This is a genomic window from Bacteroides caecigallinarum, from assembly GCF_016902295.1.
GTDB classification, from domain to species: domain Bacteria; phylum Bacteroidota; class Bacteroidia; order Bacteroidales; family Bacteroidaceae; genus Phocaeicola; species Phocaeicola caecigallinarum_A.
In genome coordinates this window covers 59289-79138 of record NZ_JACJLQ010000010.1, presented here as the reverse complement: position 1 = coordinate 79138, position 19850 = coordinate 59289, and the positions used below count along the sequence as shown (strand labels likewise).

The following is a 19850-nucleotide window of genomic DNA, read 5'->3' as shown; positions in this document are numbered from 1 at the left end:
GAACAACCGGCTCATCTTTAAGTAGAGAATGTATGAAAAAACTAACCCTTTATGATTAAAGGGCAAGTGGTATGTTTAGAACTTGAAGCTTACACCTGCTGTTACGAATCCTTTAGTTCCGAGACCTGCTTCAACGAAACCGCCTACACGGTCGTTGCCCACTCTAAGCGCGATAGGGTTTACCTGATATGCAAATTCGGTGCTGAAGCTTGATTTGCCTGCTGTAGCTCCCTTGGCAAGGGCTGTCTCTGTGTGTCTTGACATGTTCACACCAGCAGCAGCCGAACCGTAGAGCTCAACGAGTCTGCGCTTGAAATAGACAAACTCTGCAGTAGGAAGAACCAGGAAGCGCAAGTCTTTTTCTTTTAATGATGGCGACTTTTCACCTGCCAGTGCAAGTTTGCTGCTTGTCATTCCGAATCCGAGGTCGGCACCCAATCTGAAGCGGTTGATGCTGTAACGGTAGCCGAATCCGTAAGTGAGGCTTGTCTTGCTGTCAGAACGTTTTGTCCCTAATATCGCATCAGCGATACCCATTCCCAGGATGTTTGATGTTCCTTGTGTGAGTCCGTCGCTTACTGACAGGCGGATGTCATGTTTCCTGTCTTCGGATACGTAATCATTTGTTGTGCTCTGGGCGTTAACCATGTTTACACCTGCTACCATTAATAAAGACAATGCTAAAAATTTCAGTTTCATAATTCAAATAGTTTAGTTAAGTTAGTATTTAATTTATCTTCATTTCTTTGTTCCTTTCACCGGTAAAACGCAGACTTATGGAAAAACCCCTATGCGATGAGGAAAAAATTATTTTTCAATATAGTTGTATCAGATATATTGCAAAAACGGAATACTTTGTCTATTTTTGACACTGCTATAATCGATGGTTAAAATACTTTGTTAACTATTTATCACTTACTAAACTTGATTAAATGAGCTGATATGTTATTACAGTTATTGATTGTTTTGATTGCAATAATCATAGGAGCCAGGTTGGGAGGTATCGGCCTGGGAGTGATGGGAGGTGTAGGTCTGGCGTTTCTGATATTTGTATTTGGTCTTCAGCCTACGGCTCCTCCAATTGACGTAATGCTGATGATTGTGGCGGTCATTTCGGCGGCTTCGTGTATGCAGGCTGCCGGTGGATTAGATTATATGGTGAAGTTGGCTGAGAAGGTCCTGCGTAAGAATCCTTCGCATGTAACCATCCTGAGTCCGATTGTGACTTACCTTTTTACATTTATTGCGGGAACAGGGCATGTGGCTTATTCAGTTCTTCCTGTGATAGCCGAAGTGGCGCGTGAGACAAAGATTCGTCCTGAACGTCCTTTGGGCATAGCTGTCATCGCTTCACAGCAGGCCATTACTGCCAGTCCTATTTCGGCGGCTACTGTGGCTTTGTTGGGGCTTTTACCAGGTGTGACTCTTTTTGATATTCTGATCATTACGGTTCCGGCTACTCTTGTTGGTGTGTTGGTTGGGGCTTTCTGCTCAATGAAAGTGGGTAAGGAACTGCTTGATGATCCTGAATATCAGCGTAGGGTGAAAGACGGTCTTATCAGCAATGAGAGTGTTAAGACTGCCGATGTGGCTAACGTGACCAAGGCTAAATGGTCTGTTATCATATTCTTGTTGGCTACTTTCCTGATTGTGCTTTTCGGTTCTATCAGCGAGATGCGTCCTACGTTCATGGTGGAAGGTAAGGCTGTGGCAATGGATATGCCTTCTATAATCGAAATACTGATGCTGAGTGCTGCTGCGCTTATTTTGCTCATTCTGCGCATTGATGGTATCAAGGCTGTAAATGGCAGTGTGTTTCCTGCCGGTATGCAGGCCGTGATTGCTATATTCGGTATTGCTTGGATGGGTGATACTTTCATAAAAGGTAATATAGAGCAGCTTACAGGGTCTATTGAAAGCATTGTGCAGAGTATGCCGTGGTTGTTTGGTTTGGCTTTGTTTGTAATGTCTATTCTCCTTTACAGTCAGGCGGCTACTGTGCGTGCCATAGTTCCTTTAGGACTGGCATTAGGCATCTCGCCGTATCTTCTTATTGCGCTGTTTCCTGCTGTAAACGGATATTTCTTTATACCGAATTATCCGACTGTGGTAGCTGCCATCAACTTTGACCGTACCGGTACAACAGGCATCGGAAAGTACGTCTTGAACCATTCGTTCATGATGCCGGGATTGGTCGCTACGGGAGTAGCCATTGCTACGGGTATGATACTTGTTTCTGTCTTTTTCTGATAGGCGTCTGCGTATATTACGTTTCTTGAAATAGTAGAGCCGGTTATTCGGAATGTCTGAATAACCGGCCTGTTTATTGCTTGGAATGTCTGAAAAAAATTCAAGTCATTACAATAGTATGATAAAAATAAGTAATTTTGCACTTGGAATGATAATGTGATAGGTAAGATATAATAATAAGGATAGAAGATTCAGGAATTTTGTTGTTATGATAACATTGGACAGTATTTACAGAGCTTCGTTTGCTCTGAAAGATATTATAAGGAGGACAGATCTTATATATGCGCCTCAGATTAATCAGGAAAGTAAGATATATCTTAAACCGGAGAATTTGCAATATACAGGTTCTTTCAAATTGAGAGGCGCGTGTTACAAGATAGCTTGTCTTACTGAAGAGGAGAAGAAGAGAGGGGTGATAGCGTGTTCGGCAGGAAATCATGCACAGGGTGTTGCTCTTGGAGCTACCAAGAATGGAATTGACTCGCTGATTTGTTTGCCGGCAGGAGCTCCGATATCGAAAGTAGAGGCCACGAAAAGATATGGAGCTAAAGTTTGTCTTGTGCCTGGAGTGTATGACGACGCGTATCAGAAGGCTCTTGAACTGAAGGATGAAAAGGGATATACGTTTATCCATCCGTTTGATGATGGGTGTGTGATAGCAGGGCAGGGTACTATCGGATTGGAACTGCTGGACCAGTTGCCTGATGTAGAGGTCGTTATTGTTCCTGTCGGTGGAGGTGGACTTATTTCTGGTGTGGCATACGCTTTGAAATCATTGAAACCTGATGTAAAGGTTTATGGCGTTCAGGCTCAGGGAGCTCCAAGTATGCTGCGGTCTATTGAGAAAGCTCATCGTGAGTGCCTGTCGTCTGTTTCGACAGTAGCTGATGGTATAGCTGTGAAAGAGCCGGGAGAACATACTTTTGAGATTTGCAGCAAGTATGTGGACGGAATTGTTACTGTGTCAGAGGATGAGATTTGTGCGGCTATTCTTGCCTTGATGGAACAGCAGAAGCTCATTGCTGAGGGTGCGGGGGCTGTAGCCGTTGCGGCTGCAATGTTTAACAAGGTACCTGTAGCGGGAAAGAAAACCATTTGTGTGGTTTCGGGGGGTAATATTGATGTTACTATCCTGAGTCGTGTAATTAACAGGGGGCTGGATATGTCGGGACGTACTTATACCGTGACACTTGACTTGCACGACAAACCGGGGGAACTGAAAGGGGTAGCGGAGATTATTGCCAACCTTGGAGGAAACATCATTTCTGTGCTTCATGAGAGAAATAACAATACAAGCAATGTTACAGCTTGTTTCCTGCGTCTTGTTATGGAAACACGTAATGCAGAACATATAGCACTGATAAGGTCAGCTCTGGAACAGGCAGGATATTCTATAGTGAATTAACAGATTATTGATACTAAACATATACGGGCCGGTTATTAGATGTATTGAATAGCCGGCCCGTATTATTTTTTATTAGAAAATAGGTATCAATTATTATTCGTGAATTTCTCTATGGCGTATGCAGCACCGTCTTCTTCGTTGGTAAGGGTGATGAAGTCGGCATTGTCTTTCACTATCTGCTGGGCATTTCCCATGGCTACTCCCATTCCGGCATATTTTATCATTGAAAGGTCGTTAAAGCCATCGCCTATGGCTATCATCTCGTCCTTTGACATGCCAAGCTCTTTGAGCAATACGGCGAGTGACTGTGCCTTGTCTATGCCTTTGGGTACGAGTTCGAGGAAGTATGGCTCAGAGCGAAATACTCCCATGCGGTCTTTCAGATGCTCGTACATCTCTTTTTCGAGCTCTGCCAGGCGGGTAGGCTCACCCACGATGAGGCATTTGGCTATAGGGTGTTTTACCGCTTCAAGGAAGTTGTCAACTCTCTTTATTTTCATGACGTTAAGGATAGCTTCCTTCAGAACATATTCATCGTCAGGATTTTCTGTGAGGACATATTCACCATCGTATGTCACGATTGCGAAATTGTTGTCTTTGGCGCACTTGTATAAATATGGAAGAACATCATGGTCAAGAAGATTCTTGTACATAAGTTCTTTTGTTTTCCAGTCGATTATTTCACCGCCATTGTATGCCAGGATATAGCCTTCGTATTTTGACAGCTCAAGCTTTTCTGCAAGAGGGGCAATACCGTAAGTAGGGCGTCCTGAAGCCAATACTACTTTGATACCTCTTTCCTGTGCGCGTTTAAGCACGTCGAGTGTGTGAGGGGTTATTTCTTTTTTGTTGTTTGTTAGAGTTCCGTCAAGGTCTAAAACGATGATTCTGTATGCCATATATATAATTTTGATTGTTTTTTTGACGGCTGCAAAGGTAGTAATTTGGAGTGAGAATTAAAAAGCCCCGTACGAACTTTTTCTGTTGGTACGGGGCATGGAATTAGACTTGCTGCATTTATATCATCCAATGTAAACATTTACGTTCAGAAATAATGTGTCGTGCTGATCGCTGATGTCGAAATCAATCTTGTCTTCTCTGGCCAGCCAGCCTATCGCAGCATTCAAATCTCTGTCTGTTAAACCTGTTGCTGCCTTCAACTGTTTGTAATCCCAATGTGCATTGTCTTTCAGTTTGTTCCAGACAATACCGGCATTCATGCCGATTTGATACTTGTCCATTCTTGTTTTGTTTAATTTGTTATTAGATAATAAGGTCGTGCCTTTGATTACAAATATACTCTTAATAATTATTAATAAAAATTTTTATTCGTGTTTTATAGGTTTAAAGCCTGTATTTTAATGTTTTTTAAACGAATTGAGGAAAAGTATTACATTATGACTTCCTGTCTAATACGATTTTTACTACCTTTGCATGGTATTTCAATATTGACTTTATGATGAGAAACAAAATAAACTGGAGAGTGCCTAAAGGCGCTGAACTTACTGAGCTGGATAAGAAAGTTCTTTATTTCCAGAATAAGGGACATCTGGTTCCTTCCAGAAAACTTATTAAGACTCCTGAGCAGATTGAAGGAATACGCCGTAGTGGCGTAATCAATACGGCTGTGCTTGACCTTGTGGCAAGTGAAATTAAAGCCGGAATGAGTACGGCTGAGATTGACAAGATGGTGTACGATTTTACTGTGTCGCACGGAGCTATTCCTGCACCGCTCAATTATGAGGGATTTCCTAAGAGTGTATGTACGTCAATAAACGAAGTGGTGTGTCATGGTATCCCTTCAGAAGATGAAATTCTTGAGGAAGGCGATATTATTAATGTGGATGTATCTACTATATTGGACGGATATTATTCGGATGCTTCGCGTATGTTTATCATCGGAAAAACATCGCCAGAGAAAGAAAAATTGGTAAGAGTGGCAAAGGAATGTCTTGAAATCGGTATGCAGGCTGCAACTCCTTTCGGATTTGTCGGTGATATAGGAAATGCGATTGAAAAGCATGCCAAGAAGAATGGCTTCTCCGTAGTGAGAGACTTGTGCGGTCACGGCGTGGGGCTGGAATTCCATGAGGAGCCGGACGTAGAACATTTCGGAAGAAAAGGCACAGGTATGTTGCTCGTTCCGGGAATGGTGTTTACTATTGAACCGATGATTAATATGGGTACATACAAGGTGTTCGTTGATGAGGAGGATGACTGGACTGTGGTGACAGAAGATGAACTTCCTTCCGCACAGTGGGAGCATACATTCCTGATGACAGAAAATGGGCTGGAGATACTTACTTATTGATTTCATAAACGTTATTATTATAGATTACAATGGATAATGTCATAATATTAGGTATAGAGTCGTCGTGTGACGATACTTCGGCTGCCGTGATACGTGACGGTGTGTTGCTGTCGAGTGTCATAGCAAGTCAGGCCGTACATGAAGCGTACGGTGGGGTAGTGCCGGAGTTGGCTTCGAGGGCTCACCAACAAAATATAGTGCCGGTAGTGCATGAGGCACTGAAGAGGGCTGGAGTGCAGAAGGAAGAATTGAGTGCGGTTGCTTTCACTCGCGGACCCGGGCTTATGGGGTCGCTGCTGGTTGGAGTGTCGTTCGCAAAGGGTCTTGCAAGATCGCTTGACATTCCTATGGTGGAGGTAAACCATCTGCAGGGACATGTGCTGGCTCATTTTATAAAGGAATCGGGCGAGGATAATAACCAGCCTAAGTATCCTTTCCTGTGTCTGCTGGTTTCAGGCGGTAATTCGCAGATTATTCGTGTGAATGCTTATAATGATATGGAAGTTCTTGGGCAGACTATTGACGATGCCGCCGGTGAAGCAATAGACAAATGTTCTAAGGTTATGGGACTCGGATATCCTGGCGGACCTATTATTGACAGGCTGGCGAGACAGGGCAATGCTTCGGCTTATACTTTCAGTAAACCTCATATTTCTGGTTATGACTATAGTTTCAGCGGGCTGAAGACTTCTTTCCTTTATTCATTAAGGGAATGGCTGAAGGATGATCCTGATTTCATCGAGCATCATAAGGAGGATCTTGCCGCATCGCTTGAAAAGACTATCGTGGATATCCTTATGGACAAATTGCGTAAAGCGGTTAAGGATACCGGTATAAACGAAGTCGCTGTAGCAGGAGGTGTATCGGCAAATAACGGTCTGAGAAATGCTTTCCGCGAACATGCGACCAAATATGGATGGAATATCTATATCCCTAAATTCGGTTATACTACCGATAATGCGGCAATGATTGCAATCACCGGATATTATAAATTCCTTGACAAGGATTTTTGTAGTATTGACAAGCCTGCTTATTCGAGAGTTACCATTAAGTAAAACAATATAAATATATGATACTATGTCAGTAGAAGGTAAAATGTTAAGTAAACATATAAGCGAAATTTTCTGGAGAGAGGAATATTCGCTTGCTACAGCAGAAAGTTGTACTGCAGGAAATATTGCTGCAACTCTGACTGCAATACCGGGAAGTTCCAAATTCTATAAAGGGGGAATTGTGGCTTATTCTAACGAAGCTAAACAGAATTTATTAGGGGTAAGCGCCGAGACCCTTGAAAAATTCGGTGCCGTGAGCGAGGAAACTGTAATAGAAATGGTGAAAGGAGCGATTAAGGCTTTTAATGCTGATTTCGCTGTCGCAACATCCGGTATCGCAGGTCCTACCGGGGGTACTCCAGACAAACCTATAGGTACTGTGTGGATTGCGGCTGGTAATAAAGATAGTGTGGTTACCGAAAAAGTTTGTGAAGACAACGGAAGAGAGCAAAATGTCCACAATGCAACCATAAGAGCGCTGTATTTATTACGTGAATTGTCCCAAAATAAAGAAAATAACGAGGAAAAATAGAATTTATTATTCAAAAGTTTGCATGTTTGAAATAAAAACGCTTACTTTGCACTCCGTTTTAAAGAATGAACGAATTGAAACTATAAAAACTAGATAGAAATGTCAAAAATTTGTCAAATTACCGGAAAGAAAGCCATGATTGGCAACAACGTTTCACACTCAAAGAGAAGAACTAAAAGAACATTTGATGTGAACTTGTTTACTAAGAAATTCTACTATGTAGAACAAGATTGCTGGATTAGCCTGAACATTTGCGCTAACGGCTTGAGAGTTATTAACAAGAAGGGACTGGATGCTGCGTTGAACGAAGCTGTAGCTAACGGTTACTGTGATTGGAAGAGTATCAAAATTATTGGTTAATTAAAAGGAGAGAAAAACTATGGCTAAGAAAGCTAAAGGTAACAGAGTACAGGTAATCCTTGAGTGCACAGAAATGAAGGAAAGTGGTTTGCCGGGAACTTCTCGCTATATCACTACAAAAAATAGAAAGAATACAACTGAAAGATTGGAACTTAAGAAATACAACCCAATCTTGAAGAGAGTAACAGTACATAAAGAAATTAAATAATAATAGAAGACCATGGCAAAGAAAACAGTCGCAACCCTTCAGACAGGTAAAGAAGGACGTTCTTATACTAAGGTTATCAAGATGGTTAAGTCACCTAAGACTGGTGCCTACATCTTCGATGAACAAATGGTTCCTAACGAAAAAGTTCAGGACTTCTTCAAAAAATAATTGTAGCTTGATGGCTATTAAATGATATTTTGAAAGTTCCCGCCAATAATAACGGCGGGAACTTTTTTTATATCTAAGAAATTAGTTATATCTTTGTAACATAAATAGATAAATGTATAAGTATGGGAATTTTTAGCTTTTTCTCTAAAGAAAAGAAGGAAACTCTGGACAAGGGATTGTCTAAAACTAAAGAAAGTGTCTTCGGAAAAATAGCACGTGCCGTTGCCGGAAAATCGAAGGTGGACGATGAAGTGCTTGACAACCTTGAAGAGGTACTGGTCACTTCGGACGTGGGTGTGGAAACTACTTTGAACATCATCAAGCGCATTGAAACAAGGGTGGCAAAGGATAAATATGTCAATACCCAGGAACTGAACAATATTCTTAGGGAGGAAATAGCTGCTCTTCTGACGGAAAACAATACTGTTGACGCAGAAGACTTTACATTGCCTGAAGGTAAGAAACCATACGTAATAATGGTGGTGGGAGTGAACGGAGTAGGCAAGACAACTACGATCGGTAAACTTGCATACCAATTCAAGAAAGCGGGAAATAAAGTGTATTTGGGCGCTGCCGATACATTCCGCGCTGCGGCTGTGGAACAGTTGGACATCTGGGGCGAACGTGTAGGTGTGCCTGTCGTTAAACAAAAAATGGGAGCCGATCCTGCTTCTGTTGCTTTTGATACTCTTAGTTCTGCTGTGGCTAACGATGCTGATGTGGTTATAATTGATACTGCCGGACGTCTGCACAATAAGGTAGGGCTGATGAATGAGCTTACTAAAATAAAGAACGTGATGAAGAAAGTAGTGCCTGATGCTCCTCACGAGGTGCTGTTGGTGCTTGACGGTTCTACAGGACAGAACGCTTTCGAACAGGCCAAGCAGTTTACACTTGCTACAGAAGTAAATGCTATGGCTATTACAAAGCTTGACGGCACGGCTAAAGGTGGTGTGGTGATTGGTATTTCTGACCAGTTCAAAATTCCTGTAAAATATATTGGTCTTGGTGAAGGTATTGAGGACTTGCAGGTGTTCCGCCGTCGTGAGTTCGTTGATTCGTTGTTTGGCTCGGAAGAAAAATAAATGAAAAAAAATACTATTGATATTATTACTCTTGGATGTTCCAAGAACCTGGTGGATTCGGAAAAGCTGATGCGTCAGCTTGAAGCTAACGGTTATAAGGTGACGCATGACGCTGAAAAACCTCAAGGAGAGATAGCGGTGATTAATACTTGCGGATTTATTGGTGACGCAAAGGAAGAGTCTATTAATATGATTTTGGAGTTTTGCCAGGCAAAAGAAGAGGGAAAACTCAAGAAACTTTATGTTATGGGCTGCCTGTCCGAACGTTATCTAAACGAACTGAAGGTGGAAATTCCCCAGGTTGACAAGTTTTACGGTAAGTTCAACTGGAATGAACTGCTTGAGGATTTGGGTAAGGCTTATCATTCGGAATTTGCTATCGAAAGACATCTTACTACTCCTAAACATTATGCTTATCTGAAAATTTCGGAAGGTTGTGACAGGAAATGCTCTTATTGTGCTATTCCTATCATAACGGGCCGTCATGTGTCAAGACCGATGGAGGAAATATTGGATGAGGTGAGGCTTCTTGTGTCCGAGGGTGTGAAAGAGTTTCAGGTTATTGCCCAGGAACTTACATACTATGGTGTTGACTTGTATAAGAAACAAATGTTGCCGGATCTCATTGATAAGATGGCAAAGATTCCAGGAGTGGAATGGATACGTCTGCATTACGCTTATCCTGCAAAATTCCCGAGAGAGCTGTTTAAGGTGATGAGAGATAATGACAATGTATGCAAGTATATGGACATCGCTCTCCAGCATATCAGCGACAACATGTTGTCAAGGATGAGAAGGCATGTGACGAAAGATGAAACTTACAAACTTATTGAAGAATTCCGCAAAGAAGTTCCGGGAATACATTTGCGTACTACTCTGATGGTTGGCCATCCTGGAGAGACTGAAGAGGATTTCGAACAACTCAAGGAGTTTGTCAAGATCGCCAAATTCGACCGTATGGGAGCTTTTGCTTATTCTGAGGAGGAAGGTACTTATTCAGCTGAGAATTATGATGATGATATTCCTCAGGATGTGAAGCAGAAGAGACTGGACGAGCTTATGGCTTTACAGCAGGAAATATCCGGAGAATTGAGCCGTATGAAAATTGGACAGACTTTCAAGGTGATGATTGACAGAAAAGAGGGTGAATATTATGTAGGTCGTACCGAGTTCGATTCTCCTGAGGTGGATCCGGAAGTACTGATAAAAATTGACGGAAAGAAATTGAAGGAAGGTCATTTCTATAATGTATTGATAGAAGATGCTGACGATTTCGATCTTTATGGGAGGATTGCAGAATGAGTGAGAAGGAATTTATAGATGCGTTGTCGGCAAAAATAGGTGGAGATGAAAAATCTGCTTCACATTTTTTGTCATGTGTATCTGATATTATTTCTTCTGGTTTACAGGATGGTAAGGATGTTTCGCTGCAGGGATTCGGTATCTTTGAGGTGAAAAAGAAAATGGAGAGGATTGAAGTGAACTCATCGACAGGGAAACGTGTTTTGTTCCCGCCAAAATTGGTCGTAGGTTTCAGACCTTCTTCCATGTTGAAGGAAAGAATCAATTCAGCGCTTAACAGTTAATCAATGGATGAGAAACTTACGATAGAGAATATTGCGGCTATATTGGCAGCTAAACTTAATATAGAACAGACAGATGCCGACGCATTTGTCTGTAGCTTTTTGTCTCTGATTGAGGAAGGTCTGAAAAGAGATAAATATGTTAAGGTTAAGGGGCTTGGAACATTTAAATTAATAGTGCTTCCTGGTAATGGGAGTAAAGTGGTTTTTATTCCTGATGCATCATTGAGGGATAATGTGAATAAACCGTTCTCTCATTTTGGGCCTGTAGAGCTGAATGATGGTGTAAGTTTCAGTGATATAGATGAGATTTCATCGTCTGAGGGTAGTGATTCTACATCCCATACCGACTCTGAGCCTGATTTGATTGAAGAAGAGCAAACAGTATCCGTCGCAATTGAAGAAAAGCCTTTGTCTGTATTTGATAATGAGACTGAAGGAAAGGAACGTAAATGGTTGGTTTCCTGGTATATGCTTGCAGCAGTACTTTTTGTCGGTGTAATTATCGGTGGAGGAATAATGTGGGGAGTATTTTCTGATAGGAATGTTGATCCTGTGGATGAAAATGTTCCTTTGCTGGCCGAAGAAGAGCCTTTACCAGTTGCTACTGGAGATACTGCTGTTGTATCTGAAGATACAATTGAAGTAACTGATAAGAAGGCTGATGATACTTTAACGGTTCATAAAAAGGTTATTGATTCTATTATTACGGCGGCTACAGACGATGCTGATGAAATAGAATACCTGTCAGATGAGGTTGTGTATAAGATTAGCGGAACATTGGATACTTTTACAATAAAAAATGGAAGTACATTATCGAAAGTGGCTTATAAATATTTCAGGAATAAAAAGTTGTGGCCATATATTGTAATGTACAATAAAGACAATATTAAAGATCCTAATAATGTGCCTATAGGTACTGTGCTGCGCATACCCAAGCTTGTTCCAGCACAATAGGATTATATAATAATTGAGACAGTATCGTATGGATAATTATCCATATTGATGCTGTCTTTTTGTTTTATATTTACTATTTGATTTTAAATTCGTCGGAATAAGATAAAAAAGACTTAAATAGATATGTTTGTATGATTTTTTAATAAATATTAGTTGTGGCTGTTAACTTAAAAACGTAATTTTGGGTGCACTAAAAAAGGATTTATCCTTGTTGATAGTATTGAAATATAAAAATGAAATTAATAAAATAATCAAGAAATTATGGCAGAAGCTATTGATATTCGTGCATTGAACGAATTGATTGAACGCCAAAGCGCGTTTGTGACTAACCTGATGACAGGTATGGATCAGGTTATTGTGGGACAGAAACATTTGGTTGAATCATTGCTGATAGGCTTGCTGGCAGATGGACATATATTGCTGGAAGGTGTGCCAGGATTGGCCAAAACATTGGCTATCAAAACTATGGCATCGCTTATTGATTCTAAATATAGTCGTGTGCAGTTTACTCCTGACTTGTTGCCTGCCGATGTTATCGGTACTATGATTTACAGTCAGAAGGATGAACAGTTTATCGCTAAAAAAGGACCTATCTTCGCAAACTTTGTGTTGGCAGATGAAATTAACCGTGCTCCGGCAAAGGTACAGAGTGCTTTGCTTGAAGCCATGCAGGAACGTCAGGTGACATTGAGCAAGGAAACTTTCCGTTTGCCTGAGCCTTTCCTTGTTATGGCGACACAGAACCCTATCGAACAGGAAGGTACTTATCCGCTGCCTGAAGCACAGGTGGACCGTTTTATGCTGAAGGTGATTATAGATTATCCTAAGATAGAAGAGGAAAAGAAGATTATCCGTCAGAATATTTCAGGAGAAAAGGTTGAAATCAAACCGTTGCTGAAAGCTGAAGATATAATGGAAGCCCGTAAAGTTGTGAGACAGGTTTATCTTGACGAAAAGATTGAACAATATATTGCCGATATCGTTTTCGCGACACGTTATCCTGAAAAGTATGATTTGAAGGAACTTAAGAGTCTTATCGGTTTCGGAGGTTCTCCTCGTGCGTCAATCAATCTGGCTCTTGCCGCACGCAGTTATGCGTTTATCAAACGCAGAGGATATGTTATCCCTGAAGATGTCCGTGCTGTGGCTCACGATGTATTGCGTCATCGTATCGGTCTGACATACGAGGCTGAAGCTACGAATGTCACTTCGGACGAGATTGTAAGCAAGATACTTAACAAAGTTGAAGTGCCTTAATCAGAAAACCTTTATTTGAAGAATGGAAACTACTGAATTATTAAAGCGTGTACGCCAGATAGAAATTAAAACCCGTGGACTGTCAAGCAATATTTTTGCCGGACAGTATCATTCAGCCTTCAAAGGCAGGGGTATGGCTTTCTCCGAAGTGAGAGAGTATCAGTATGGCGATGATGTGCGAGACATTGACTGGAATGTAACGGCACGCTTTGACAAACCATTCGTAAAGGTGTTCGAGGAAGAGCGTGAACTGACAGTTATGTTGCTTGTGGATGTGTCGAACAGTCTTGATTTCGGTACATCTAAGCAGATGAAAAAAGATATGGTTACGGAGATTGCGGCAACTATAGCATTCTCCGCTATCCAGAATAACGACAAAATTGGCGTGATATTCTTCTCAGACAAAATAGAGAAGTTTATTCCGCCTAAAAAAGGACGTAAACATATTCTGTATATCATACGTGAATTGTTGGATTTTAAACCGGAAAGTTCGCGTACAAATCTGCAATGCGCAATTGAATATCTTACGAATGTATTGAAGAAGCGTTGTACGGCATTTATGTTGAGCGATTTTATTGATGACAATGATTTCAAGAATGCGTTGACCGTAGCAAACAGAAAACATGATGTAGTTGCTGTTCAGGTGTACGACAGACGCATGGAAGAATTGCCGGATGTTGGTCTGATGCTTGTGCGTGATGCCGAGACCGGACATGAGGAGTGGATTGACACTTCATCAAAATCGTTGAGAAAAGCTCATCATGAATGGTGGATGGAACGTCAGAAAAAACTTAATGATACGTTTAATCTGTGTAACGTGGATTCTGTGTCTGTACGTACAGATCAGGATTATGTCAGAGCATTGCTGAATTTGTTTGCTAAAAGAAACTGATAATCAGATGAAGAAGATATTGTTAAATTATGGAAAGTTGATATTTGGCTCTTTGTCTTTTGTGGCTTTCACTCTTGCCGGTTCACCGGTTGGCGCACAGCAGGTCACTGTAAGGGCAAGTATCGACTCGTTGCAACTACTTGTTGGCGAGCAGACCAAGATACATCTGGAAGTAAGTATGGATGCCAATAGGAAACTGCAATTGCCTGTTATTAATGACACATTGGTGAGAGGCGTTGAAGTGTTGGATATTGCCAGACCTGATACACAGAAACTTAATGATAATAAAAGGTGGGTTATTAGTCAGGAATATACTGTTACTTCGTTTGACTCGGCTCTGTATTATCTCCCGCCGTTGGAAGTTATGGTTGATGACGAAAAATATCGTTCGGAGTCTTTAGCCCTTAAGGTATATTCCATACCTGTGGATACTCTACATCCTGATCAGTTCTTCGGACCTAAAACCGTTGTTGATGTCCCTATCGAATGGCAGGATATAGATACAATGGTTTATGCTTTCATCATAATGTTGCTATTGGGGGCAGCCTGTGTGTTCTTTATTGTCAGATTTAGAAATAATAAACCTATAATCAGAATAATAAAGATTGAGCCTAAGCTGCCGCCACATCAGGAGGCGATGAAGCATATTGAAGAAATCAAGGCTAACAAGAATGTCCAGAGAGAAGATCCGAAGTTGTATTACACTGAACTTACAGATGTCATACGTACATACATCAAGGACCGTTTCGGGTTCAATGCGTTGGAGATGACTTCGACTGAAATTATAGAACATCTGTTGCAAGTAAAGGATAAAGAATCGCTTAAAGATTTGAAATACCTTTTCGAAACAGCCGATTTGGTGAAGTTTGCAAAACATGCGCCTATGATGAACGAAAACGATATGAATCTTGTCAATGCAGTGGACTTCATCAATGAAACAAAGATTGAGGAAGATCCTAATGCCAAGAAAGAGCCTACGGAAATAAAAGTGGAAGAGAAACGTTCAAAACAAGGTCGTATAGCCTTGATGTGCAGTATAGGACTGACAGGCGTTGGAGCGGCAATTGCTTTGTATGTAGGAGTGAAGTGTATTATTGACCTCTTCTTTTAACGCTTAAATTAATGAAAATATGATTTTTGCTAATATTGAATATCTGTTTTTACTGATTTTGCTCGTACCTTATATATTGTGGTATGTGATGCGCAGGAAGAAAACAGAAGCTACTCTTCAGGTATCTACAACGCGTATGTATCAGAATGCGCCCAAAAGTTGGAAAGTATATTTGATTCATGCTCCTTTTCTGCTTCGGTTATGTACGTTCGTTATGATAGTATTGGTGCTTGCCAGACCTCAAACTACAGATAATTGGCAGAATACTGAGATTGAGGGTATCGATATTATGTTGGCTATGGATATTTCTACCAGTATGTTGGCGGAGGATTTGAAGCCTAACAGACTGGAAGCTGCCAAACAGGTGGCTGCTGAGTTTATAAATGGAAGACCTAACGATAATATAGGTCTTACGATATTTGCTGGTGAAGCGTTTACTCAATGTCCGTTGACAGTTGACCATGGTGTTCTGCTTAACTTATTCAGTAGTGTAAGCTGTGAAATGATTTACCGTGGAATGATAGAAGACGGTACAGCTATAGGAATGGGTCTTGCGAATGCGGTTACCAGATTAAAAGACAGTAAGGCTAAATCAAAAGTTGTGATATTGCTTACTGATGGTGTGAATAACCGTGGAGAACTTTCTCCATTGACTGCCGCAGAAATAGCTAAGCAATTCGGTATCAGGGTATATACTATTGGGGTGGGAACAAACGGCACAGCGCCATATCCTATGCAGACATACGCCGGAGTACAGTATATCCAGACTCCTGTGGAAATTGATGAACAGACTTTGACACAAATAGCAGCCGAAACTAACGGTAACTATTTCAGAGCAACAAGCAACTCGAAGTTGAAGGAAGTGTATCAGGAGATAGATAAGTTAGAGAAAACAAAACTTAATGTAAAGGAATTCAGCAAAAGAGAAGAAGAGTACGAAATATTTGCTCTCGTGGCATTTTTGTGTATCCTGCTTGAGTTGATTTTACGTAATACGGTTTTGAAGAAAATACCTTAAAAGTTATTAGCCATGTTTAGATTTGGAGAACCGATATATTTATATTTATTGCTGATTATCCCCTTTTTGGTGATATTTTATTTATATACCAACTACAGAAGGAGGAAGAGGTTGCGTCAATATGGCGATCCTGAACTTATGGCGCATCTGATGCCAAATGTTTCGAAGTATAGACCTGACATAAAATTCTGGATTGTTACTGTAGCTCTCGCGATGGTAATATTCATGCTTGCTCGTCCGCAGTTTGGCTCAAAGATGGAGACTGTAAAGCGTCAGGGAGTTGAGACTGTTGTGGCTCTTGATATTTCAAACTCAATGATGGCAGAAGATGTGACTCCAAGCCGTCTGGAAAAATCAAAGAAACTGGTTTCGCGACTGGTTGAAACATTCAATAATGATAAAGTCGCAATGATAGTTTTTGCCGGTGAAGCATATACCCAGTTGCCAATAACAAGTGATTATATATCAGCAAAGATGTTTCTTGAGACAATCTCGCCTTCGCTTATAACTACGCAGGGTACTGACATTCGTGGAGCCATTGATTTGGCAATGAAAAGTTTCACGCCTAACGAAGGAGTTGGAAGAGCTATTGTGCTTATTACTGATGGTGAAAACCATGAAGGTGGGGCTGTTGAAGCAGCAAAGAGCGCGGCAGAGAAGGGTGTCAGAGTTTTTGTTCTTGGCGTTGGATCGCCTGACGGTTCGCCGATACCTGTCGAAGGAAGTAATGATTTCCGTCGTGATAAGGATGGTAATGTAGTTGTTACAAGACTTAACGAGCAGATGTGTCAGGAAATAGCGAAAGCCGGAGACGGTATGTATGTACGAGTGGATAACACTAACAATGCCGAAAGAGCTCTTAATGCCGAAATAAATAAGTTGGCTAAGGCTGACGTTGAAACACAGGTATATACAGAGTTTGATGAGCAGTTTGACGTGTTGGCATGGATTGCATTGATTCTGCTTGCAGCAGATGTAATGTTGCTGAACAGGAAAAATCCGATATTTAAGAATGTGAAACTTTTTAAACAGGATTGATTTATGTGGTGTAGAAAATTATATGTTTGTGGATTGGTGATTATGGTTTCCGGAGCGGCTTATTCACAGAAAACCGACAGGGATTATCTTCGAAGCGGAAATAAACTGTATAATGACAGTTTGTTTGTAAAAGCTGAAGTGGATTACAGAAAGGCACTTGAAATCAATCCCAAATCGTCTGACGTGATGTATAATCTTGGAAATTCGCTTTTGATGCAACAAAAGGCAAAGGAAGCGATGGAACAGTATGAAGCCGCAGCCCGTTTGGAGAAAGATAAAGAAAAATTGGCTCATATATATCACAATATGGGAGTTATTCTGCAATCGTCAAAGCAGTTGCCACAATGTATTGAGGCATACAAGGAAGCGTTGCGTAATAATCCTAAAGATAATGAAACCCGATATAATCTTGTACTTGCACAAAAACAGTTGAAGGACCAGCAGCAACAGCAGCAAAATCAGGACCAGCAACAGGATAAAAAGCAGGATCAGAAACAGGACGAGAAGGACCAGAATAAAGAACAACAGGAACAGCAGCAACAGCAGAACCAAAATCAGCAACAGCAGCAACAAAATAAGGATGAAATGTCGAAAGAAAATGCCGAACAGTTGCTCAGGGCTGCTATGCAGGACGAAAAAGATGTACAGGATAAGGTGAAAAAACAGATGCAAGTAAGTGGAAAGAAACTTGAGAAAGACTGGTAAATCCTGTAACTGAATTTCTATTGATATATTAATAAGTGGAAAAAATAAATTTTATAATGATGAGAAAATATCTTTTCTTGATATTGATGATTACCGTATCACTGCAAATGTTTGCCAAAGACGAGGTGACATTGAAGGCGTCGGCTCCTGAAGTAGTGGTAAATGGCGATCAGTTCAGACTTACATATACTGTAAATTCGCAGGATGTGAAGGATTTTCTTGCTCCACAGGCAAAAGGCTTCGATGTCCTTATGGGGCCGAGCCGTTCGCAACAGAGCAGTACTCAGATTATTAATGGTAAAGTATCTTCAAGCCGTTCGATTACTTATACATATATATTGATGGCTGTTTCCGAGGGTACATTCAACATTCCTGCTGCGAGTATTGAAGTGGATGGTAAGAAAATCTTTTCTAATCCGCTTACGATAAAGGTGTTGCCAAAGGATAAGGAGCAGAGCGATTCTAACCAAAGTCAGGGCAATAGCGGAATATCTTCGAGAAATCAGAAATCAAATGGTAAGATATCCGACAATGATCTGTTTGTCCTGGCTACGGCAAGTAAGACCAAAGTACACGAACAAGAAGCTATATTAGTGACATATAAAGCTTATACTACTGTCGATTTGCGACAACTGCTTGGTAAGATGCCTGACCAGCAGGGATTCTATGTGCAGGAAGTTGAATTGCCTACCCAGAAGACATTTAAGCTTGAACATTATAAAGGAAGAAACTATAATACCGTAGTTTACAGACAGTATGTTATTTTCCCTCAAAAGTCAGGACGTCTTGAGATTCCTGCTGTAACGTTTGATGCAGTTGTGGCTCAGAGAGTCGCTGTGTCTGACGATCCGTTTGAGGCATTTTTCAATGGTGGTGGCTATGTGGAGGTGAACAAGAAAATTGTAGCCCCAAAGATTGTAATCAATGTCGATCCGCTTCCTGCTAAACCTGAAGGTTATTCGGGTGGTGTCGGAACATTCTCTATGAAATCTGAGATAAGTGCTACAGAGCTTAAAGCTAATGAGGCTGTTACAGTTAAACTTACCATTAGTGGTACTGGAAATATGAAGCTTGTCAGTGCTCCAGAAATTAATTTCCCTCATGACTTCGAGATTTATGATCCTAAAATTGAAGATAATTTTGAGCTTACTTCAAATGGACTTAGTGGAACCAAGACTATAGAGTATCTTGCAATTCCGCGTCATGCCGGCGATTTCACAATACCTGCCGTTGAGTTCAAGTATTTTGATATCAAGTCCGGAGATTATAAGACTTTAAAGGGTGATGCATATAACCTGAAGGTGGCTAAAGGTGATGGAAGCGCTTCTAACCAGCAGGTAATAGCCGACTTTACCAATAAGGAAAATGTAAAGGTTCTTGGAACTGACATCCTGTTCATTAAGACCGGTGATACTGCATTGAAACAGAAGGGATATTATTTCTTCGCTACTACCGCTTATTATTTGTGGTATATCATTCCATTCGTATTGTTTGTTGTGTTTGTTGTGATATACAGAAAACAGGCTATGGAAAATGCTAATGTTGCAAAGGTAAAAACCAAAAAGGCAAACAAGGTTGCGACCAAACGTATGAAACTGGCCGGTAAGTTACTTTCTGAAAATAAGGTCAACGAATTCTATGATGAGGTGCTGAAAGCATTGTGGGGTTATATCAGTGACAAGCTGAATATTCCTGTATCGAAACTGTCAAGAGACAACATTGAAGCTGAGCTTTCAAAACAGAACGTATCGGAAGAGCTTATAAAAGAATTTATCAATGTGTTGTCCGAATGTGAATTTGCGAGATATGCACCAGGTAATCAGAATGAGACTATGGATAAAGTATATTCAGCATCTGTTGAGGTGATAAGCAAAATGGAAAACAGTATTAAACGTTAAAACATATAGGAGAAATATAT

General features: G+C 40.8%; 22 protein-coding genes. 19 read left to right on the top strand and 3 right to left on the bottom strand.

From position 1 onward, the window contains the following. Positions 1–75 precede the first annotated feature (75 nt). On the bottom strand, positions 76–699 hold the full coding sequence (locus tag H6A27_RS05050) for a hypothetical protein (RefSeq protein ID WP_204507927.1): 624 nt from the start codon (positions 697–699) through the stop codon (positions 76–78). A gap of 243 nt (positions 700–942) precedes the next feature. On the opposite strand from H6A27_RS05050, the gene H6A27_RS05045 reads away from it, so the two are divergent. Then, the gene (locus tag H6A27_RS05045; protein ID WP_204507926.1) at positions 943–2250 is read left to right on the top strand and encodes an anaerobic C4-dicarboxylate transporter family protein; all 1308 of its coding nucleotides are present in this window, start codon (positions 943–945) and stop codon (positions 2248–2250) included. 208 nt (positions 2251–2458) lie between these two features. Beyond that, positions 2459–3655, top strand: a complete 1197-nt coding sequence (gene ilvA, locus H6A27_RS05040; protein WP_204507925.1) for a threonine ammonia-lyase — start codon at positions 2459–2461, stop codon at positions 3653–3655. An 86-nt stretch (positions 3656–3741) separates the two neighbouring features. Here the strand turns inward: ilvA and H6A27_RS05035 are convergent, their stop codons facing one another. Then, positions 3742–4554, bottom strand: coding sequence for a Cof-type HAD-IIB family hydrolase (locus H6A27_RS05035; RefSeq protein ID WP_204507924.1), 813 nt, complete (start codon positions 4552–4554; stop codon positions 3742–3744). Between the two features lie 123 nt (positions 4555–4677). Then, the gene (locus H6A27_RS05030; RefSeq protein ID WP_204404891.1) at positions 4678–4896 is read right to left on the bottom strand and encodes a winged helix-turn-helix domain-containing protein; all 219 of its coding nucleotides are present in this window, start codon (positions 4894–4896) and stop codon (positions 4678–4680) included. A 215-nt stretch (positions 4897–5111) separates the two neighbouring features. Here H6A27_RS05030 and map point away from each other — a divergent pair, with 215 nt between their 5' ends. The 17 genes from map to H6A27_RS04945 all read left to right on the top strand — a co-directional run bounded on the left by map (position 5112) and on the right by H6A27_RS04945 (position 19830). Continuing rightward, positions 5112–5966: a type I methionyl aminopeptidase gene (gene map / locus H6A27_RS05025; RefSeq protein ID WP_204404890.1), complete on the top strand. Its 855-nt coding sequence runs from the start codon at positions 5112–5114 to the stop codon at positions 5964–5966. Between the two features lie 29 nt (positions 5967–5995). After that, the gene (gene tsaD, locus H6A27_RS05020; RefSeq protein ID WP_204507923.1) at positions 5996–7021 is read left to right on the top strand and encodes a tRNA (adenosine(37)-N6)-threonylcarbamoyltransferase complex transferase subunit TsaD; all 1026 of its coding nucleotides are present in this window, start codon (positions 5996–5998) and stop codon (positions 7019–7021) included. Between the two features lie 22 nt (positions 7022–7043). After that, entirely contained in the window at positions 7044–7550 is a 507-nt protein-coding gene (locus H6A27_RS05015; protein WP_204507922.1) for a CinA family protein, read from the top strand. Positions 7551–7649: 99 nt separating this feature from the next. Next, a complete protein-coding gene (rpmB, locus tag H6A27_RS05010) occupies positions 7650–7910 on the top strand; it encodes a 50S ribosomal protein L28 (protein WP_154042551.1) in 261 nt (86 codons plus the stop codon). Between the two features lie 19 nt (positions 7911–7929). Further along, positions 7930–8118 carry a 50S ribosomal protein L33 gene (gene rpmG, locus H6A27_RS05005; RefSeq protein ID WP_154042552.1) on the top strand — a complete coding sequence of 63 codons (189 nt, stop codon included), beginning with the start codon at positions 7930–7932 and terminating at the stop codon, positions 8116–8118. Between the two features lie 12 nt (positions 8119–8130). Then, positions 8131–8286, top strand: coding sequence for a DUF4295 domain-containing protein (locus H6A27_RS05000; protein ID WP_005841293.1), 156 nt, complete (start codon positions 8131–8133; stop codon positions 8284–8286). Positions 8287–8408: 122 nt separating this feature from the next. Further along, on the top strand, positions 8409–9371 hold the full coding sequence (ftsY, locus tag H6A27_RS04995; protein ID WP_204404887.1) for a signal recognition particle-docking protein FtsY: 963 nt from the start codon (positions 8409–8411) through the stop codon (positions 9369–9371). Beyond that, positions 9372–10673 carry a 30S ribosomal protein S12 methylthiotransferase RimO gene (gene rimO, locus H6A27_RS04990; RefSeq protein ID WP_204507921.1) on the top strand — a complete coding sequence of 434 codons (1302 nt, stop codon included), beginning with the start codon at positions 9372–9374 and terminating at the stop codon, positions 10671–10673. After that, complete coding sequence (locus H6A27_RS04985) at positions 10670–10957, top strand: HU family DNA-binding protein (protein WP_204507920.1); 288 nt, start codon at positions 10670–10672, stop codon at positions 10955–10957. The genes rimO and H6A27_RS04985 overlap by 4 nt, the downstream gene beginning before the upstream one ends. Positions 10958–10960: 3 nt before the next feature. Beyond that, positions 10961–11911 (top strand): HU family DNA-binding protein, encoded by a 951-nt coding sequence (locus H6A27_RS04980; protein ID WP_204507919.1) that lies wholly within the window; start codon positions 10961–10963, stop codon positions 11909–11911. Positions 11912–12172: 261 nt separating this feature from the next. Continuing rightward, positions 12173–13168 (top strand): AAA family ATPase, encoded by a 996-nt coding sequence (locus tag H6A27_RS04975; RefSeq protein WP_204404883.1) that lies wholly within the window; start codon positions 12173–12175, stop codon positions 13166–13168. Between the two features lie 22 nt (positions 13169–13190). Next, positions 13191–14060 carry a DUF58 domain-containing protein gene (locus H6A27_RS04970; protein WP_204404882.1) on the top strand — a complete coding sequence of 290 codons (870 nt, stop codon included), beginning with the start codon at positions 13191–13193 and terminating at the stop codon, positions 14058–14060. A gap of 7 nt (positions 14061–14067) precedes the next feature. After that, positions 14068–15171 (top strand): BatD family protein, encoded by a 1104-nt coding sequence (locus tag H6A27_RS04965; protein ID WP_239469574.1) that lies wholly within the window; start codon positions 14068–14070, stop codon positions 15169–15171. 19 nt (positions 15172–15190) lie between these two features. Beyond that, complete coding sequence (locus tag H6A27_RS04960) at positions 15191–16189, top strand: vWA domain-containing protein (RefSeq protein WP_204404881.1); 999 nt, start codon at positions 15191–15193, stop codon at positions 16187–16189. 12 nt (positions 16190–16201) lie between these two features. Continuing rightward, entirely contained in the window at positions 16202–17227 is a 1026-nt protein-coding gene (locus H6A27_RS04955; RefSeq protein WP_204404880.1) for a vWA domain-containing protein, read from the top strand. 3 nt (positions 17228–17230) lie between these two features. Next, positions 17231–17932 carry a tetratricopeptide repeat protein gene (locus tag H6A27_RS04950; protein ID WP_204507918.1) on the top strand — a complete coding sequence of 234 codons (702 nt, stop codon included), beginning with the start codon at positions 17231–17233 and terminating at the stop codon, positions 17930–17932. Between the two features lie 59 nt (positions 17933–17991). Then, entirely contained in the window at positions 17992–19830 is a 1839-nt protein-coding gene (locus H6A27_RS04945; protein WP_204404898.1) for a BatD family protein, read from the top strand. Positions 19831–19850 lie beyond the last annotated feature (20 nt).

Excerpts from the sequence above, each read along its gene's own strand:
- ilvA (WP_204507925.1), top strand. The coding sequence starts at position 2,459 with ATGATAACATTGGACAGTATTTACAGAGCTTCGTTTGCTCTGAAAGAT.
- rimO (WP_204507921.1), top strand. The coding sequence starts at position 9,372 with ATGAAAAAAAATACTATTGATATTATTACTCTTGGATGTTCCAAGAAC.
- H6A27_RS05035 (WP_204507924.1), bottom strand. The coding sequence starts at position 4,554 with ATGGCATACAGAATCATCGTTTTAGACCTTGACGGAACTCTAACAAAC.
- H6A27_RS05045 (WP_204507926.1), top strand. The coding sequence starts at position 943 with ATGTTATTACAGTTATTGATTGTTTTGATTGCAATAATCATAGGAGCC.
- H6A27_RS04985 (WP_204507920.1), top strand. The coding sequence starts at position 10,670 with ATGAGTGAGAAGGAATTTATAGATGCGTTGTCGGCAAAAATAGGTGGA.
- H6A27_RS05015 (WP_204507922.1), top strand. The coding sequence starts at position 7,044 with ATGTCAGTAGAAGGTAAAATGTTAAGTAAACATATAAGCGAAATTTTC.
- H6A27_RS04975 (WP_204404883.1), top strand. The coding sequence starts at position 12,173 with ATGGCAGAAGCTATTGATATTCGTGCATTGAACGAATTGATTGAACGC.
- ftsY (WP_204404887.1), top strand. The coding sequence starts at position 8,409 with ATGGGAATTTTTAGCTTTTTCTCTAAAGAAAAGAAGGAAACTCTGGAC.
- H6A27_RS04980 (WP_204507919.1), top strand. The coding sequence starts at position 10,961 with ATGGATGAGAAACTTACGATAGAGAATATTGCGGCTATATTGGCAGCT.
- rpmB (WP_154042551.1), top strand. The coding sequence starts at position 7,650 with ATGTCAAAAATTTGTCAAATTACCGGAAAGAAAGCCATGATTGGCAAC.
- H6A27_RS05050 (WP_204507927.1), bottom strand. The coding sequence starts at position 699 with ATGAAACTGAAATTTTTAGCATTGTCTTTATTAATGGTAGCAGGTGTA.
- H6A27_RS04945 (WP_204404898.1), top strand. The coding sequence starts at position 17,992 with ATGAGAAAATATCTTTTCTTGATATTGATGATTACCGTATCACTGCAA.
- H6A27_RS04970 (WP_204404882.1), top strand. The coding sequence starts at position 13,191 with ATGGAAACTACTGAATTATTAAAGCGTGTACGCCAGATAGAAATTAAA.
- H6A27_RS04960 (WP_204404881.1), top strand. The coding sequence starts at position 15,191 with ATGATTTTTGCTAATATTGAATATCTGTTTTTACTGATTTTGCTCGTA.
- H6A27_RS04955 (WP_204404880.1), top strand. The coding sequence starts at position 16,202 with ATGTTTAGATTTGGAGAACCGATATATTTATATTTATTGCTGATTATC.
- H6A27_RS04965 (WP_239469574.1), top strand. The coding sequence starts at position 14,068 with ATGAAGAAGATATTGTTAAATTATGGAAAGTTGATATTTGGCTCTTTG.
- H6A27_RS05000 (WP_005841293.1), top strand. The coding sequence starts at position 8,131 with ATGGCAAAGAAAACAGTCGCAACCCTTCAGACAGGTAAAGAAGGACGT.
- map (WP_204404890.1), top strand. The coding sequence starts at position 5,112 with ATGATGAGAAACAAAATAAACTGGAGAGTGCCTAAAGGCGCTGAACTT.
- H6A27_RS05030 (WP_204404891.1), bottom strand. The coding sequence starts at position 4,896 with ATGGACAAGTATCAAATCGGCATGAATGCCGGTATTGTCTGGAACAAA.
- H6A27_RS04950 (WP_204507918.1), top strand. The coding sequence starts at position 17,231 with ATGTGGTGTAGAAAATTATATGTTTGTGGATTGGTGATTATGGTTTCC.
- tsaD (WP_204507923.1), top strand. The coding sequence starts at position 5,996 with ATGGATAATGTCATAATATTAGGTATAGAGTCGTCGTGTGACGATACT.
- rpmG (WP_154042552.1), top strand. The coding sequence starts at position 7,930 with ATGGCTAAGAAAGCTAAAGGTAACAGAGTACAGGTAATCCTTGAGTGC.